This is a genomic window from Paractinoplanes deccanensis, assembly GCF_016862115.1.
Taxonomy (GTDB): Bacteria; Actinomycetota; Actinomycetes; order Mycobacteriales; family Micromonosporaceae; genus Actinoplanes; species Actinoplanes deccanensis.
Genome location: NZ_BOMI01000106.1, coordinates 16,985 through 31,899, shown reverse-complemented (window position 1 = coordinate 31,899; position 14,915 = coordinate 16,985). Strand labels below are relative to the sequence as shown.

Here is a 14,915-nt window from a genome sequence, read left to right as displayed (position 1 = left end):
CCCGGTGAACCGGGCGGGGAAACGCCGGTCCTCCGATACAGTCGACGTTCATGACCCGGTACGGACCGATGTTCGGCCCCGACTACACGTTCCTGGGCGTGCCCGCCTGCGATTGGCAGACCCCTGGGACGTACGAGGACGCCGACGTGGTCATCCTCGGGGCGCCCTTCGACGGCGGCACCTCCCATCGGCCCGGCGCCCGCTTCGGACCCCAGGTCATCAGGGGTACGGACTACCTGCCCCACGACGGCAGCCGCCCCCACCTGGCGATGCGCGTCGACGCCCTCACCGGCGACCTGACCGTGAAGGACGCGGGCGACCTCGAGGTCTTCAGCGGCGAGATCCAGCGCAGCTGCGACACGATCGAGGAGGCGGTGGCGTTCGTCGCGTCACACGGCGCCGTCCCGCTGATCCTCGGCGGCGACCACACGATCACCTGGCCCGACGTGGCCGGCGTCGCCCGCCACCACGGCGCCGGCCGCGTCTCGGTCATCCACTTCGACGCGCACGCCGACACCGGCGACATCGAGTTCGGCTCCCTCTACGGCCACGGCCAGCCGATGCGCCGCCTCATCGAGTCCGGCGCGGTCCGCGGCGACCGCTTCCTCCAGCTGGGCCTGCGCGGCTACTGGCCCGGCCCCGACGTGCTCGACTGGATGGCCGACCAGGGCATGCAGTCGTTCCACATGAGCGAGATCGTGTCCCGCGGCCTCGACACGGTCCTCGACCAAGCCTTCGCGACAGCGCTGGACGGCTGCGACGGCGTCTTCCTCTCCGTCGACATCGACGTCTGCGACCCCGGCCACGCCCCCGGCACAGGAACGCCGGAGCCGGGCGGCTTCACGGCCCGCCAACTGCTCGACAGCGTCTCCCGCGTCTGCCACGAACTCCCGGTCGTCGGCATGGACATCGTGGAGGTCTCCCCACCCCACGACCACGCCGACATCACCGCCATGCTCGGCAACCGCGTGGTCCTCGAAGCCCTCGCCGGCATGGCCCGCCGCCGCAAGGACGCCGGCGGCCCTCGCTGGGACCGATCCACTCCCCTGCTCGAAGGCCGCGGCACCCGGCACCGCCCACCCCTGGCCACGCGCGACTCCCAGCCCTCCCTCTCACCCCGGGGCCCGCAGCCCTCCCTCCCTTCCGGAGAGTCCTGACCGCCCTTTCCCGAGCCGTCGCCTTCCCCCTTCCCTGAGCCCTCGCCCTCCTTCCCCGCCCTTCGCCGCCCTTCCCCGCCCTTCGCCGCCCTTCCCCGCCCTTCCCCGCCCTTCCCCGCCCTTCGCCGCCCTTCCCCGCTCTTCGCCGCCCTTCGCCGCCCTTCGCCAAAGCCCTCACCTGCCCTTCTCGGCCTTTTCCGCCGATTCGCGACCACCCTCTTGGAGCGTCATGACGCCCGCCTACGGTGTCGTGACCGGCGACAACCCGTGATAGACATTTGCGGTGACCGATGGCCGAGCCGCTGGAGGCAAGCGCGCCACCCTGCTCGACGCGGCCTGCGCGATCGTCGCCGATCGCGGCGCCGAGGCCACCCGCTTGGCCGATGTCACGGCGGCGACCGGCGCAGGGACCTCCACACTCCAGTACTACTTCGGCAGCCGCGAGGACCTCCTGCTCGCCGTCTTCCAGCACGCCGCCCGCAAGGATTTCGAGGCCGCCGTCGCCGTGGCCGCCGGGATCGCCGACCCGTGGCACCGCCTCGTCACCATCGCCCAGCACTTGACCAGAGCCGGGGCCGACGACACCCCCTGGCGCGTCTCCGTCGAGTCATGGCGATGGGCCCTGCGCGACCCCGAGCTGCGAGACGAGGTGCTCGCGGACCGAGCCCGCTGGCGCACCCTGATAGCCACCACCATCGAGGCCGGCCTCGACTGCGGCGCCTTCACCACCACAGCACCCCCCGAAGCGGTCGCACGACAGACCCAGGCCTTGATCGACGGCCTGACACTGCCCCGGGCCCTGGGCGACCCACCCGTCGACGCCCCCACCCCACCCGAGGACGCCCCACCCGCGGCCGCAGCCTCGCACCCACCACTCGCCGCCGGGTGGGGATCGAGGCGCAGCTGCGACCGCAGCCACCCGGCCGCATCCTCGGACACCCCACACGCGGCCGCAACCTCGCACCCACCCCTGGCGGCCGCATCCTCGGAGGCCCCACACGCGGCCGCATCCTCCGCCGCCCGCCACCCCGCGGACCACCCACCCATCCACGGCTCGCTCGCGGACGGCCTGCTCACCGACGCCCTGCGCAAGCTTGTCGGCTATGGCTGATGATGCCGGCCGGGATGCCCGTGATAGAGCGGGCAGTCCTCCTCATCGCACGCCCGGAACGGATTGATCTCTGATGCGGTGAGCGACCACTGCACCCACCACCCGGTCCCGTTGGCGTTCTGCGCCAGCCCCGCATGCGGACCCGGATGCGGATGGTCGAGCTCGCAGTGCAGCACCGGATCCAGCCCCTGCGGCGGCAACGGCAGCCGGCTCAGCCACCCCACCTGCGCATGATCGAGCTCGATCCGCGCCGGGCACCGACTGGCGTCCGCCGCAGCCAAGCTCGTCACATAGTTGCCGGCCCCCTTGCGTGAGGCGATCAGCCCCTCGGTCCGCAACACGCGAAGGGCACTCTGAATAGTCGCGCGAGCCACCTGATGCTCCGCGGCGAGGACATGCTCCGAAGGCAACTTGCCGCCCACCGGCAGATGCCCACTGACGATCTCGTGGCGGATCTCGGCGGCGATCTGCTGATACGGCGCGAGGATAGCTACGGTCGGCATCATTGGATGCTGCGTGGCTGGTCAGGTGCAGACAAGTGCGCAGCCGCGTGCCCTTTGCGCGATCCGGACAACCATCCGCTCAGCGCCCACCACCTATCCGCTTCCCGCTCCCACCACGAGGGAACCTCCACCGGCGCACCAGCTTGCCGAGCCGCCACCCACGCCGCGGCCCCGTCAAAACCACTGCAGCGCGCCCGCCGAACCACCACCCCGCGCCGCCAAAACGACCAACCCGCGCCCGCCAAAACCACCACCCCGCGCCCGCCAAACCACCACCCCGCGCCCGCCAAAACCACCACCCCGCGCCCGCCGAACCGCCAACCCGCGCCCGCCGAACCGCCAACCCGCGCAACCGGCCTGGAATTGCCGATGGACCAACGACGAAGCGTGCCTGCGTGACCGATCTGCCCTGGCTCGGCCACAGCGCGGCAGCGAACAACGACCCCGACGGCCGTGAGGGGACCGCCCAGCCCGGCCAGCCACAAAGCGGCGATGGACCACCGACTGGCCGTCAGTGGACACCAGGCAAGGTGGAGGGTCGGGGGTGCGCACTCTCGACGTAAAAGTGCTCCTCAGTCGTGAGTGCGCACCCCCGGCCCTCCACCGTCAACCGCAAGAAAGTCCAACGCACCCTGCCGCCACCGTCCCACCCTGCCGAAGCCAACGGAGTAGTTTCCCGGCAGACGACCGCGGCGGACCGATCTGCCAGGCGGATGCGCCCCCAACGGTGGTGTCCGCGGACGCCGGCGCTTAGCGTGGCCCGATGGACGATCTCGTTGACCTGGCCTCGGAACTGATCGCCATCCGCTCCACCGCCGACCGGGAGGATGAGCTTCGGCGGGCCCTCTCCTTTGTGCTCGATGTTGTCGGTCCCGGCTTCGCCGTCGAGCGGTTCGAGTCCGGCGGGAAGCCCAGCGCCCTGGTGCGGCCGCGCAACACCGGCACCAGTCCTCGGATCATTCTGAACGCTCACCTCGACGTGGTGCCCGGCAGCGACGAGCAGTTCAGCGCTCGGCGGGTCGGCGACCGGCTCTACGGCCGCGGCGCTCAGGACATGAAGGTTGCCGCGCTCGTCATGGCTCTGGTGTTCCGCGAGTTGGCGCCTGTTCTCCCGTACGAGCTCGGGCTTCAGCTTGTCACCGATGAGGAGGTGGGCGGCTTTCACGGGACCGCGCACCAGGTCGAGCGCGGGGTGACCGCCGATTTCGTGGTGATCGGGGAACAGAGCCGGCTGGAGATCGTGACCGAGTCCAAGGGTCTCGCCCATGTGCGGCTGTCCGCCAAGGGCACTTCCGCGCACGCCGCCTATCCGTGGCTGGGCCGGAACGCGCTGCTCACCGTCGCCGACGGGCTGGCCCGGCTCGTTGCGCGATATCCCGTTCCCGACGAGGCGGCCTGGCGCACCACCGCCAACGTGGCGCGGATCGGCACGCCGAACCGCGCCATCAACCAGGTGCCGGCCGAGGCGGACGCCTGGGTGGACCTTCGTTTCCCGCCCGAGGATCCTGACTTCACCGGCCGTACGCAAGCGCAGGTGGCCGAGCATCTGGGCGCCGTCACCGGGCTGGACGTCGAGGTTGTCGCGCTCGGTGCGCCGCATCGGGCCGATCCGGAGAGCGACTTCGTGCAGCGATTGCGGAAGGCCGCCGTCAGTGCCGGCTTCCCCGGGACCTTGTTGCGTAAGCACGGCGCCGCCGACGGCCGGCACTACTACGCGCGCGGGGTCGACGCCGTCATTTTCGGGCCGGGCGGGGACGGCCAGCACGGCGCCGACGAGTACGCCGATCTGACCACCGTGGCGCCGTACCGCGAAGCCTTGATCTCTTTTCTGCGGGCGGACCGGGGTGTCAGTCCCCGTTCGCGATGAGCAGCCAGCGGACGCGGCGGATCAGCTCGGCCGGGTGGAACGGCTTGACCAGGTAGTCGTCGGCGCCGACGGTGAGGCCCAGGTCGATGTCGATGGGGCGGTCGCGGCCGCTCATCATCAGCACCGGGATCTGCGCGGTCGCCGCCTTGGAGTGCAGCTCGTAGCAGACGCTCAGGCCGTCCATGCCGGGCATCGCCACGTCCAGGATGACCATGTCGGGCTGTTCGGCCTCGACCAGGTGCAGGGCGCTGCTGCCGTTGTCCGTGGTGATGACGTTGTAGCCGGCCGCCATGAGCTTCTGCACGACGAGCTCGCGGATGTCCTCGTCGTCGTCGGCGACCAGGATGCGGGGGTCGCTGACGTCGGTCGCCCATTCGCCGAAGTAGGGGAGTTCCTTCGATGCCGTTGCGAGAACCACTGATCTCTCCTGACCCGTCCGAAGCTTGCCGAGCGGTGGGCCCCATCGGCCGCGGGCGAGGACAGTTCAGGGAAACGACGGTTGCGGATCGGGTGCGGGAAATGGCGAAGCCGCCCCTTGTGGGGGCGGCTCCGGCCATCGACGGTGCGGCCGTTTTCCGCGCGCACCTTGCGTCGTCAACGACGGTAGGCCATCAAGATCAATGTGGGGAGCGGACCCCGGAGATCGTGATGACGCTCTCACAAGATCAGAACAATTCGGTACGAAGGTCATGCGCGCCGTCGGCCCGGGTGGCCTCGTAGTAGACGCGCTGCCGCCCGCCGGGGAGCGCGACCAGGCTCAGGTAGCGCAGCCCGTTCGGCGCGTGCGGGCTGCCCAGCGGCTCCGCGTCCTCGGCGACGAGCTCGCCGAAGCTGCCGTCGGCGAGCCGCTTGCCGCGGGCGACTCCGGTGCGCTCCTCCCAGTTCTCGCCCGCGGTGGCCCGCCCGTCGTACGCCACGGTGATCTCGTCGCCGTCGACCCGCACCGACGACACGCGTACGCCGCGCGCGTCCCACTCCCCCGGCCGGCCGGCGAGCGCCGTGCCCCGCCAGGTCCAGTGCACGCCGTCGGGGCTGGTCGCGTACTCGGTGGTCATCCGGTCCGCGTCGTCCCAGCTCTCCAGCGGGTGCACGGAGGCCCAGAGGTGCCAGCCGAACTCGTCGTGGTGCAGCACCGGGTCCTTCACGCCCGCGGTCTCGTCGCCGGCGAGCACCGTGCGGGGTGTCGCCGTGGCCAGGCCCGCGACGTCGGCGGCTTCCAGCAGCTCGACCCGCCAGTGCTTCGTGCCGGGCGTGGCGGCGCTGACGTAGAGCCGCCACCTGCCGTCGGGTGTGTGCACGAGCGCGGGCCGTTCCAGGGACTCGGCGCCGAACTGCTCCTTGGTCACCTCGGCGACCGGCGTGAAGCTCACCCCGTCGTCCGAGCGGGCGACCACGTTCGCGATGCCCCGCCCTTCGCCGATCGGCAGGCGCAGGCGGTACGCGAGATAGATGTGCCGGCCGGCGACGATCGAGCTGGGGGCGCCGGCCCAGGCGCCGGGCTCGTCACCGGGAGGCTCGACCACCACGGTCGCGTCGTCCCAGCGGGGCAGCGGGAGGGTCGAGATTCCGGCGGTCAAGGCGACTCCTTCGGCGCGGGCGAACCAAGCGGGCGGATCAAGCGGGCGGGTCAAGCGCCACGGTCAAGCGGGCAACCATGCGGCGCGGATCAAGCGGGCGGGACAGTGCTCAAGTATGCGTCACCTATGGAATTTGAGGGGATTGCGCGCCGCCCGCGTGTCGGTCGACGGCGAGCCAGTCGTCGTACCGCTCCCCCGTCACCTCCTCGAGCAGCGCGATGTCGTCGGCGAACAGCGGCAGCAGCTCGGCCCGCTCGTGCGGCGTGGTCACCGGCCGGGTGCCCTTCTTGCGGTGCAGCAGCGTCAGCAGCGGCCCGCGGGCGGCCAGCCGCAGCGGCACCGGGAACCGGTGGCCGTGCGAGGCGCCGGCGCGCAGGAGGAAGCGCAGGATCCGGTTCACCTCGTTGTCCTCGACCACGTGCCGGTTGACGTTCTCGCGCGGGATGGCGGTCAGCACCCCGGTCGAGACGCCGAGGAACGCGCAGACCCGGTCGAGCGTGGCGGCCGGGTCGTCCTTGAGCTCGCGGTAGCGCAGCAGCAGCACCTGCTCGCGCGGGAAGTGCTCGTAGAGGTGGCGCACCTGCTCGCCGTACCTGCCGAGGCCGACGTAGTGCCAGAACGGCGCCCAGCCGGCCGCCTTGCGCCGCGGCTCCGCGCGGCAGGCGGTGAGGAAGTCGGCCTCCGGCTCGAGTCCGGCGTTCCAGAGGTGGGTCCAGTTGGAGTGGGCCCGGTCGACCGGGTCACGCAGCAGCACGATCAGCCGCGCGGACGGGATGAGCGCCTTGATGCGCTCGTGCGCCTGAAGGTCGTACAGGTAGAAGGGTGTCGCCTCGCCGAGCGTGGCCTCCGGGGGCGCGGGGCTGAACAGGGCCTCGTAGTCCTCCTGCCGCCAGACGTGCTCCTGGTAGGTCTGCACGTCGCCGGGGCCGCCCGCGGTGGGTGGCGGGCCGTCGGAGAGGAAGAACTTCGGCTCTTTGACCGCAGGGAGGAACAGCTCCGGATGCCGGGCGAGGGCGGCGTGCAGCGCGGTCGTTCCCGCCTTGGGCACCCCGGCGATCAGGAAATCGGGCAGCGGCATGGCAGTCCCTCCGGCCTGTCGTGCGAGCAAGTGACACTTAGCCTACAGATCTAGTAGGTTTTTGCACCCCGGCCGCCCCGCCTGTGCCACCACCGCAGTCGCCGAAATCGCGGGCAGACCGGCGGCTCGCAGAGCGCGCAGTCCGCCCCCCGGCGGTGGTGCCGGTGAGCGCGCAACGGATGCCCACAAACACAGAGTGCTTCGTCAGCGTTCATCGCCTCACCAACGGCATGCGCGACCGAAGGCTACGGGCGGCAGCCCTTTCGGCGACCCCGCGATCGCAGCTCGTCGATACCTCGGCAACCGAGCTGCTACTCGACCTTCACACACCGTGATGTTCATATGCGGTGACTCAGATCACACCGAGTATTCGGACATTACTTCTATGGCCCGCGCTGAGCCCTTCGCGCCGGTTCGCGGCACATCGCCCTTCCGAGCGTTTCGTGCCCGGCTCACATTCCGTGACCATTACCGACGGTGACAGTGTGACGAAGATCGTTCAGCGTGACGGTCGGCAATTCAGCCTGCTCACAGGTTCGTCAGGGCGGATGAGAGCGGTCAGGTTTTCGGCTAGTTGACGCTTCGTAGCTGCTTGCTACGGTGGGGCGACAGAAGCGAAGGCGCTACGCCTCTTGCCGCATCGGCCTTCTGGGAAGGGATCGACATGGAGCACTCGACGCCCACTGCCGACACGAACGGTAACGGCAAGAAGTCACCCACAGTGAGCGTCGTGATCCCGACCCTGAACGAGGAGCGCAACCTCCCCCACGTGTTCGCCAAGCTTCCGGCGAGCATCGACGAGGTCGTTCTGGTGGACGGCGGCTCGGTGGACCGCACCGTCGAGGTGGCCCGCCAGCTGCGCCCGGACGTCGTCGTGGTGCACCAGACCCGCACCGGCAAGGGCAATGCGCTCGCGTGCGGCTTCGCCGCCTGCACCGGCGACATCATCGTGATGATCGACGCCGACGGCTCCACCGACCCGGCCGAGATCCCGCTCTTCGTCGCCAAGCTGGTGGCCGGCGCCGACTTCGTGAAGGGCTCCCGCTTCAACCACGGCGGGCACAGTCACGACATCACCCGGTTGCGCAAGATGGGCAACGACGGGCTCAACCTGGTCGTGAACGTGCTGTTCGGGACCCGGTTCACCGACCTCTGCTACGGCTACAACGCGTTTTGGCGCAGCGTCGTACCGGTGCTCGACCTCCCCGACGTCCGGCTGCCGCGGCCGACCGACGGCACGAAGCTGTGGGGCGACGGCTTCGAGATCGAAACCATGATCAACATCCGGGCCGCTGTGGACGGCATGAAGGTCGGCGAGGTCGGCAGCATCGAGCACCGCCGCATCCACGGCGAGACCAACCTCAACACTTTCCGCGACGGGTTCCGGGTCCTGCGGACCATCTTCAGCGAGTACGGCCGCATGCGGCGCGACAAGCGCACCGGCGAGCGCCGCCCCGGCGGGGTCGTCGTGCACCAGGACCCGGCCGCCGCCCCGCGCCCGGCCCCGCGCCGCTTCGCGTCCGGCGCCGTGAACGCCGAGGCCAAGCGGGCGTCGGTCCTCGACGACTGACGGCACGCGCCCGTTCCGCCCCTCCCCTCGCCCCAGGAGACGCTCCCCGTGCCTTCCGCCCCCCTGCTCGCCACGTCGATCGTGATCCCGACCCACACCGAGGAACGCTGGCCGTCGCTCGTGCGCACGATCGCCTGCGCCCGGTCGCAGCGGGCCGCCCCGGCCGACGTCATCGTCGTCGTCGACCACAACCCGGCGCTGTTCCGCCGCATCCGGCGCGAGCTTCCCGGCGTGACAGTGCTCGAGAACGCGTACGGCAAAGGCGTCTCCGGCAACCGCAACACCGGCGCCTTCCACGCCCGGACCCCGCTGGTCGCCTTCATGGACGACGACATCACCGCCCAGCCCGACTGGCTCGAGAACCTGATCGCGCCGTTCGCCGACCCCCGGGTCGTCGGCACCGGCGGCGGCATCGAGCCCGCGTGGGAGTCGAGCCGCCCCCGCTGGATGCCCGACGAGTTCCTCTGGGCGGTCGGCGGCTCGTACGCCGGGATGCCCACCGTCACCTCCCCGATCCGCAACGTCTGGTCGGCGAGCATGGTCGTGCGCCGCTCGGCCTTCGACGCCGTCGGCGGCTTCCGGGTCGGCTTCGGCAAGCTGGGCGACCGCAACCGCCCCGAGGACACCGAGCTCTGCCTGCGGATGAGCGCCCTCGACGGCGGCCATTGGATGTACGTGCCGAGCGCCGTCATCCGCCACGAGGTCCCCGCGAAACGCTCGACCTTCTCGTTCTTCGTGCACCGCTGCTACGCCGAGGGGCGCGGCAAGGTGCAGATGGCCGGCCTGCACGACGGCGGTGAGACGCTCGGCGCCGAGCGCTCCTACCTGTGGTCGCTGCCCAAGGCGTTCCTGCGCGACCTGGGCGCGGGCCGCTTCCTGCGCGCCGGCGGCATCCTCGCCGGGGTGGCCGCCGCAGGCTGGGGCGGCGCGGTCGAGACGGTCGCTGCCAAGCGGCAGCCCAAGGCGGCGCTGGAGCCCGCCCGATGAGCACCACCACGAGCACCGGGACGCTGCCCGCTGTCGTCCTCGACGCCGACCTCGCCGAGCCGCTGCCGGCCGTCGCCGCGATCCGGCCCGACGGGCGCCGCGCCGAACAGGCCTGGGTGCTGGTGCGGCTGTTCACCGAGCCGCTGGGGACCGTGCTGGTCGACGTACCGAAGAACGGTCTTGATCCTGAGGCCCTGGCCGCCGCGATCGACGCGGAGCTGGGCGACGTGATCCGGCCGAGGCTCGCCGCGGGCGCCGAGTTCCTCGCGTCCCGGCGCCGCGTCCTCGCCACCGCGCCGCACCTCACCGTCGTGATCTGCACGCGCGAGCACCCCGAGATGCTGGCCCGCTGCCTCGACAGCCTGCTCGGCCAGGAATACCCCAGCTTCCGCGTGCTCGTCGTCGACAACGCGCCGGTCACCGGCGCCACCGAGCGGGTGGTCCGCGACGCCGCCCGGCGCGGCCCGGTCGACTACCTGCTGGAGCCACGCGCCGGCCTCTCGCACGCGCGCAACGCCGCGGTCAGGGCCGCGCCCGGGCAGATCCTGGCCTGGATCGACGACGACGAGGTGGCCGACCGGCACTGGCTGGCCGAGATCGCCCGCGCCCTGCACGACCACCCCGAGGCCGACGTGATCTCCGGCGTGATCGTCCCGGCCGAGCTGGAGACCCGCGCCCAGATGTGGTTCGAGCAGTTCGGCGGGCACAGCAAGGGCCGCGGCTTCACGCCGGACACCTTCGGCCCGCACACGGCGCACCGGCAGAGCCCGCTCTACCCGCTGCCGCCGTTCGGCACCGGCGCCAACATGACCTTCCGTCCCGGCGTCATCGAGCGGATCGGCATGTGGGACACCGCGCTCGGCGCGGGCACCCCGGCCATGGGCTCCGAGGACACGCTGGCGTTCACCCAGGTGCTGCTCGGCGGCGGCACGATCGTCTACCAGCCGACGGCGGTCACCCGCCACTACCACCGCCGCGACTACCAGGGGCTCGAGAAGCAGATGGTCGGCTACGGCACGGGGCTCGTGGCCGCGTACACCAGCCTGCTGATGAAACGCCCCTGGCTGATCTTCCCGCTGATCAGGCTGGCGCCGCACGCCCTGCGGGACATGACGGGCAAGGACACCCCGCGGACCGCCACGCTGCGCGACGATTTCCCTCGGGAGCTGCTGTCGGCGAACCGCCGGGGCATGCTCGCCGGGCCTCGGGCGTACCTGAAGGGCCGCCGCGCCGCCACGAGACACACGGAGGCCCGACAGTAATGGCCGAGACGCCGGACCAGCCGGACACCACCGTCCGCATCGTGCTGGGCGCGGCAGGCACCCCCGCGCCGGACCCGGACCAGACGGCGGTGATCACGTCCGTCGACCGGGACGCGACGACCCGCCTCGACGTCGGCGACCGGACCCTGCGCATCCCGCTCGGCCCCGACGACCAGTCGGAGACCCGGATGCTGCCCGCCCCGGTGATCACCACCGGCTCTCCGGAACGGACCGTCACCGTCGACCACCGCCCCGAGTTCGCGCTGGCGGGCATCGCCGCGTCGGTGATCGGCCTGCTCGGCCTGGCCTTCTCCGGCCCGCTCTCGGTGGCGCTGCTCGTGGCCTTCGTGACGCTCGGCCCCGGCGCCGCGCTGCTGTCGGCCGCCGACGTGCGCAACCGCCTGACGTCGTGGGCGCTCACCGTGGCCGGCAGCCTTTCGGTCACCACGTTCGTCGCGGTGGTGCCGCTGTGGCTGCGCGTCTGGCAGCCGTACGCCTGGCTCGGCCTGCTCGCCGCGGCGAGCCTGATCGGATCGGCGGTGCAGCTCGCCCGCTTGCGGCACGCGTGGGCGCCCGCCCTGACCCGCGAGGACACCGCCGGCGCGAGCGCGGTTCCCTTCGTCACCATGGCCGCCGGCCTGGCCCTGTGGATCGTCGCGCTCGTCCGGCTTCAGCCCGGCCAGGTGGGCCTGTACGGCTTCACCGCGGCGCTCGGCGTCCCCTTCGTGATCGGCGCCGTCCTGCTCCTGATCGGCTTCGCCGTCGAGCTGTTCGGCCCGGCCCGCCGCGCCGTGCTCGCCGCCCACCTGGTGATCGTGCCGGTCATCATGCAGGCGACGGTCCCCCTGCTCGACGGCACCACCGAGTACGCGTGGACCTACAAGCACATCGGCGTCGTCGACCTGATCCGCGACAACGGCCACCTGATCAGCGGCAGCGACATCTACCAGCAGTGGCCCGGCTTCTTCGCCGTGGTAGCGATGATCTCGCACGTCTCCGGCGTCGACGCGATCTCCTTCTCGGCCTGGTCCTCGCTGTTCTTCGCCCTGCTCACGTCGCTGATCGTGGCGGCCCTGCTGCGCCAGTTCACCGAGGACCGCCGGGTCATCGCGGTCGCGGTGCTGCTCTTCCAGGCATGCATGTGGGTCGACATCGGCTACTTCTCGCCGCAGGCCTTCGTCTTCCCGCTCATGCTGGCCTTCTGGCTCGTCGTGGCCCGCTGGCTGATCGCCCCGCCCGTCCTCACCGGCGAGCCGAGGGGCCGCATCGGCCGCCTGCGCCGCCGGCTGGTCAACGGCATGCCCCCGGCACGCGAGACGACCGCCCGCGCCCGCCTCTGTGCGTCGCTGGCCGCGGCCGGCATCTACGGCGCGATCACGGTCTCCCACCAGCTCACCCCGGTCGTCATGATGATCCCGGTGATCATCCTGGCGGTCCTGGGCGCGCTGCGCCCCCGCCTGCTCACCGCCGGCCTGATCGTCATCGCGGTCGCCTTCATCGGCCCCCGCATGGTCTCGGTGGCCAGCCAGTACAGCCTGTTCAGCCTCGACTTCCTGCACAACGCCGGCGGCAACGCCCAATCCTGGGGCACCCCCGAGCAGGAGTTCTCGGCCCTGGTCTCCCGCGTCCTGGCGATCGGCCTGTGGCTGGCCGCCCTCCTGACGGTCTTCCTCACCCGCAAGAAGGCCGGCCGCGTCCTGGTCCCGGTGGTGCTGGGCTTCGCCCCCATGGCCACCCTGGCCGGCGGCAACTACGGCGGCGAGGCCATCTACCGCGTCTTCGCCTTCTCCCTGCCGTTCGTGGGCCTGCTCATCGGCCTGCTGTGGGCCGGCAAGGGCAGGCGCGGCGTCCCCACCATGATCCTGTCCGGCCTCCTGATGGCCGCCCTGCTCCTGGCCGGCCTCCAAGGTCTCCAAGGCCAGCTGTACGTCCACCAGATGCGCGCGACAGACATCGAAGCGGCCAACTACTTCTACGCCCGCGCCGAAACCGACTCGGGCCTGATCCTGGTGGCCCCGAACTTCCCGACAAAGCTGACGGGCAACTACGGCTCCTTCAACAAGGGCCACGTCTCGGTCGACATCTCCCTGGTCGGCGACCCGCTCTTCACGAACACCCTGAGCGGCGCCCGCCTCCCGGAGATCGAGACGTACATCCGAGCCATGAACTACAAGACCAACTACCTGGTGGTCAGCGAGGCCATGGACGCCTACACCGACTACTTCGGCACGGAGCCGGACAATGCCATGGCGTCCCTGGAGAAGGCGCTGCGAGCGTCGCCGGACTGGAAGGTCTTCTATCAGGGTCCGGGGGTGGCCATCTTCCAGTTGGTCGGCTCGTCCGCGGCCGGATAGTCGCGCTTTCTGGGGGTGGACTTGGTTGCGGTTGACGGTGGAGGGCCGGGGGTGGGCACTCGCGGCTGGCTTCGCTTTATGCCGTGAGTGCCCACCCCCGGCCCTCCACCTCGCATGGTGTTCCGTTACGGCCAGTCGGTGGTACTTCGCCGCTGTGTGGGTGGCCGGGCTGGGCAGTCCCCATTCGGCCGTCGGGGTCGTTGTTCGCTGCCGCGCTGTGGTCCGGCCAGGGCAGGTTGGTTTCGCAGGCACGCTTCGTTGTTGGTCCATCGGCAATTCCAGGCCGGTTGCGCGGGTTGGTGGTCTCGGGGGCAGGCTGCATGGCTTGGCTGAGCGATCGGCCGCCGGCCGTCTCATACATCTTCGACCCGCACCCCCTTCCGCACCTCCTGGCCGCACCCCTCGCACCTCCCCGGCCCCAGCGCTCGCACCTCCCCGGCCCCAGCGCTCGCACCTCCCGGCCCAAGCCCTCGCAGCTTCCGGCCGCACCCCTCGCACCTCCCGGCCGCACCCCTCGCACCTACCGGCCCCAGCCCTCGCACCTCCCGGCCCAAGCCCTCGCACCTCCTGGCCGCGGCTGGCCACCCCTCCTGGCCACGCCTGGCCACCGGCCGCATCTCTCGCCGCACGCTTGGCCGCGCCTGGCCGTGGCCGCGCCTGGCCGCGCCTCGCCGCGCATCTGTCCGTCGGCCTGAGGGACCACCCCAGGCCAGGGCCGGCCGGCCGCGTTGGGTGATCGGCCGGCTCGGCCTGTGTCTTGCGCGATTGCGTTAGCCGCCGGAGGGCGTGCCGGAATGGGGAACATCCGACGTCGGGGCGGCGCGTGGTCGGGGTGGCCTCAGGGCGGCTGGACGCGTCCGAGGCGGCCTCGGGGCTGGGCGTGGCGGGATGGGCGGGGGCTCGTCTGGGCACGACGCTTGGAACTGCTGGTAGATGCGCAGCGCGTGACGCCGGGCCTTGCCATGGTCGCGGCGGCGCTTATGGTCGCGGCGGAACGCATCACGCTCCGGCGAGAAGTTGCGGGCGGCCGTCCGATCACGCATCGCGGCCAATTGCGCTCGACTGAAGAACGACAGCTGAGTCATGCCGATATTCTCTCAGGGAGGCATCGCCGAATGTCAGTAATGGATCATGCCAAAATGCTTCGGACTTCCACGATGGCGACTGTTCACCAGATGGATTTACGACACGCCGTAAAGCCTTGACATACGATCCCGCAAAGCTCTTGCCGGCCCGCGCTCACCCAGGCAGGTAAAGCCGCTTACGGCCCGGTCCGCAGAGGAATCTCCGGACTTCCAGAGGCGCCTTCAGCATGGTGACCGCCTTTCCCGGAATCGACGAGAAGCCACCGAAAGGCTCGCACGTGAACGTCGTCGGCGCCCAGGCTTATCGCCCCCGTCTTGCTCGAACATGATGGTTGTCGCCGAGAGTGCCCACCCCCGGCCCTCC

At 71.0% G+C, this 14,915-nt stretch carries 12 protein-coding genes; 8 read left to right on the top strand and 4 right to left on the bottom strand.

All coding sequences use genetic code 11. From position 1 onward, the window contains the following. Nucleotides 1-50 precede the first annotated feature (50 nt). Nucleotides 51-1,157 carry an agmatinase gene (gene speB / locus Ade02nite_RS26545; RefSeq protein WP_203769481.1) on the top strand — a complete coding sequence of 369 codons (1,107 nt, stop codon included), beginning with the start codon at nucleotides 51-53 and terminating at the stop codon, nucleotides 1,155-1,157. 283 nt (nucleotides 1,158-1,440) lie between these two features. Then, entirely contained in the window at nucleotides 1,441-2,268 is an 828-nt protein-coding gene (locus tag Ade02nite_RS26540; protein WP_203769479.1) for a TetR/AcrR family transcriptional regulator, read from the top strand. Here the strand turns inward: Ade02nite_RS26540 and Ade02nite_RS26535 are convergent. Further along, nucleotides 2,259-2,771 (bottom strand): GntR family transcriptional regulator, encoded by a 513-nt coding sequence (locus Ade02nite_RS26535; protein WP_203769477.1) that lies wholly within the window; start codon nucleotides 2,769-2,771, stop codon nucleotides 2,259-2,261. The genes Ade02nite_RS26540 and Ade02nite_RS26535 overlap by 10 nt on opposite strands. Nucleotides 2,772-3,534: 763 nt before the next feature. On the opposite strand from Ade02nite_RS26535, the gene Ade02nite_RS26530 reads away from it, so the two are divergent. Further along, complete coding sequence (locus tag Ade02nite_RS26530; RefSeq protein ID WP_203769475.1) at nucleotides 3,535-4,638, top strand: M20 family metallopeptidase; 1,104 nt, start codon at nucleotides 3,535-3,537, stop codon at nucleotides 4,636-4,638. Here the strand turns inward: Ade02nite_RS26530 and Ade02nite_RS26525 are convergent. From Ade02nite_RS26525 to Ade02nite_RS26515, 3 genes are all read right to left on the bottom strand, one after another. Further along, nucleotides 4,619-5,056, bottom strand: a complete 438-nt coding sequence (locus tag Ade02nite_RS26525) for a response regulator transcription factor (RefSeq protein ID WP_203769473.1) — start codon at nucleotides 5,054-5,056, stop codon at nucleotides 4,619-4,621. The genes Ade02nite_RS26530 and Ade02nite_RS26525 overlap by 20 nt on opposite strands. A gap of 247 nt (nucleotides 5,057-5,303) precedes the next feature. Continuing rightward, nucleotides 5,304-6,215, bottom strand: a complete 912-nt coding sequence (locus tag Ade02nite_RS26520) for a hypothetical protein (RefSeq protein ID WP_203769471.1) — start codon at nucleotides 6,213-6,215, stop codon at nucleotides 5,304-5,306. Between the two features lie 124 nt (nucleotides 6,216-6,339). Continuing rightward, on the bottom strand, nucleotides 6,340-7,293 hold the full coding sequence (locus Ade02nite_RS26515; RefSeq protein ID WP_203769469.1) for a sulfotransferase family protein: 954 nt from the start codon (nucleotides 7,291-7,293) through the stop codon (nucleotides 6,340-6,342). 730 nt (nucleotides 7,294-8,023) lie between these two features. Here Ade02nite_RS26515 and Ade02nite_RS26510 point away from each other — a divergent pair. From Ade02nite_RS26510 to Ade02nite_RS26490, 5 genes are all read left to right on the top strand, one after another. Next, nucleotides 8,024-8,863 carry a glycosyltransferase family 2 protein gene (locus Ade02nite_RS26510; RefSeq protein ID WP_239169068.1) on the top strand — a complete coding sequence of 280 codons (840 nt, stop codon included), beginning with the start codon at nucleotides 8,024-8,026 and terminating at the stop codon, nucleotides 8,861-8,863. 48 nt (nucleotides 8,864-8,911) lie between these two features. Next, on the top strand, nucleotides 8,912-9,850 hold the full coding sequence (locus Ade02nite_RS26505) for a glycosyltransferase family 2 protein (RefSeq protein ID WP_203769464.1): 939 nt from the start codon (nucleotides 8,912-8,914) through the stop codon (nucleotides 9,848-9,850). Continuing rightward, nucleotides 9,847-11,112: a glycosyltransferase family 2 protein gene (locus Ade02nite_RS26500; RefSeq protein WP_203769462.1), complete on the top strand. Its 1,266-nt coding sequence runs from the start codon at nucleotides 9,847-9,849 to the stop codon at nucleotides 11,110-11,112. Before Ade02nite_RS26505 ends, Ade02nite_RS26500 begins: the two co-directional genes overlap by 4 nt. Next, entirely contained in the window at nucleotides 11,112-13,466 is a 2,355-nt protein-coding gene (locus Ade02nite_RS26495; protein WP_203769460.1) for a hypothetical protein, read from the top strand. The genes Ade02nite_RS26500 and Ade02nite_RS26495 overlap by 1 nt, the downstream gene beginning before the upstream one ends. 917 nt (nucleotides 13,467-14,383) lie before the next feature. Then, nucleotides 14,384-14,671 carry a hypothetical protein gene (locus tag Ade02nite_RS26490; RefSeq protein WP_203769458.1) on the top strand — a complete coding sequence of 96 codons (288 nt, stop codon included), beginning with the start codon at nucleotides 14,384-14,386 and terminating at the stop codon, nucleotides 14,669-14,671. Nucleotides 14,672-14,915 lie beyond the last annotated feature (244 nt).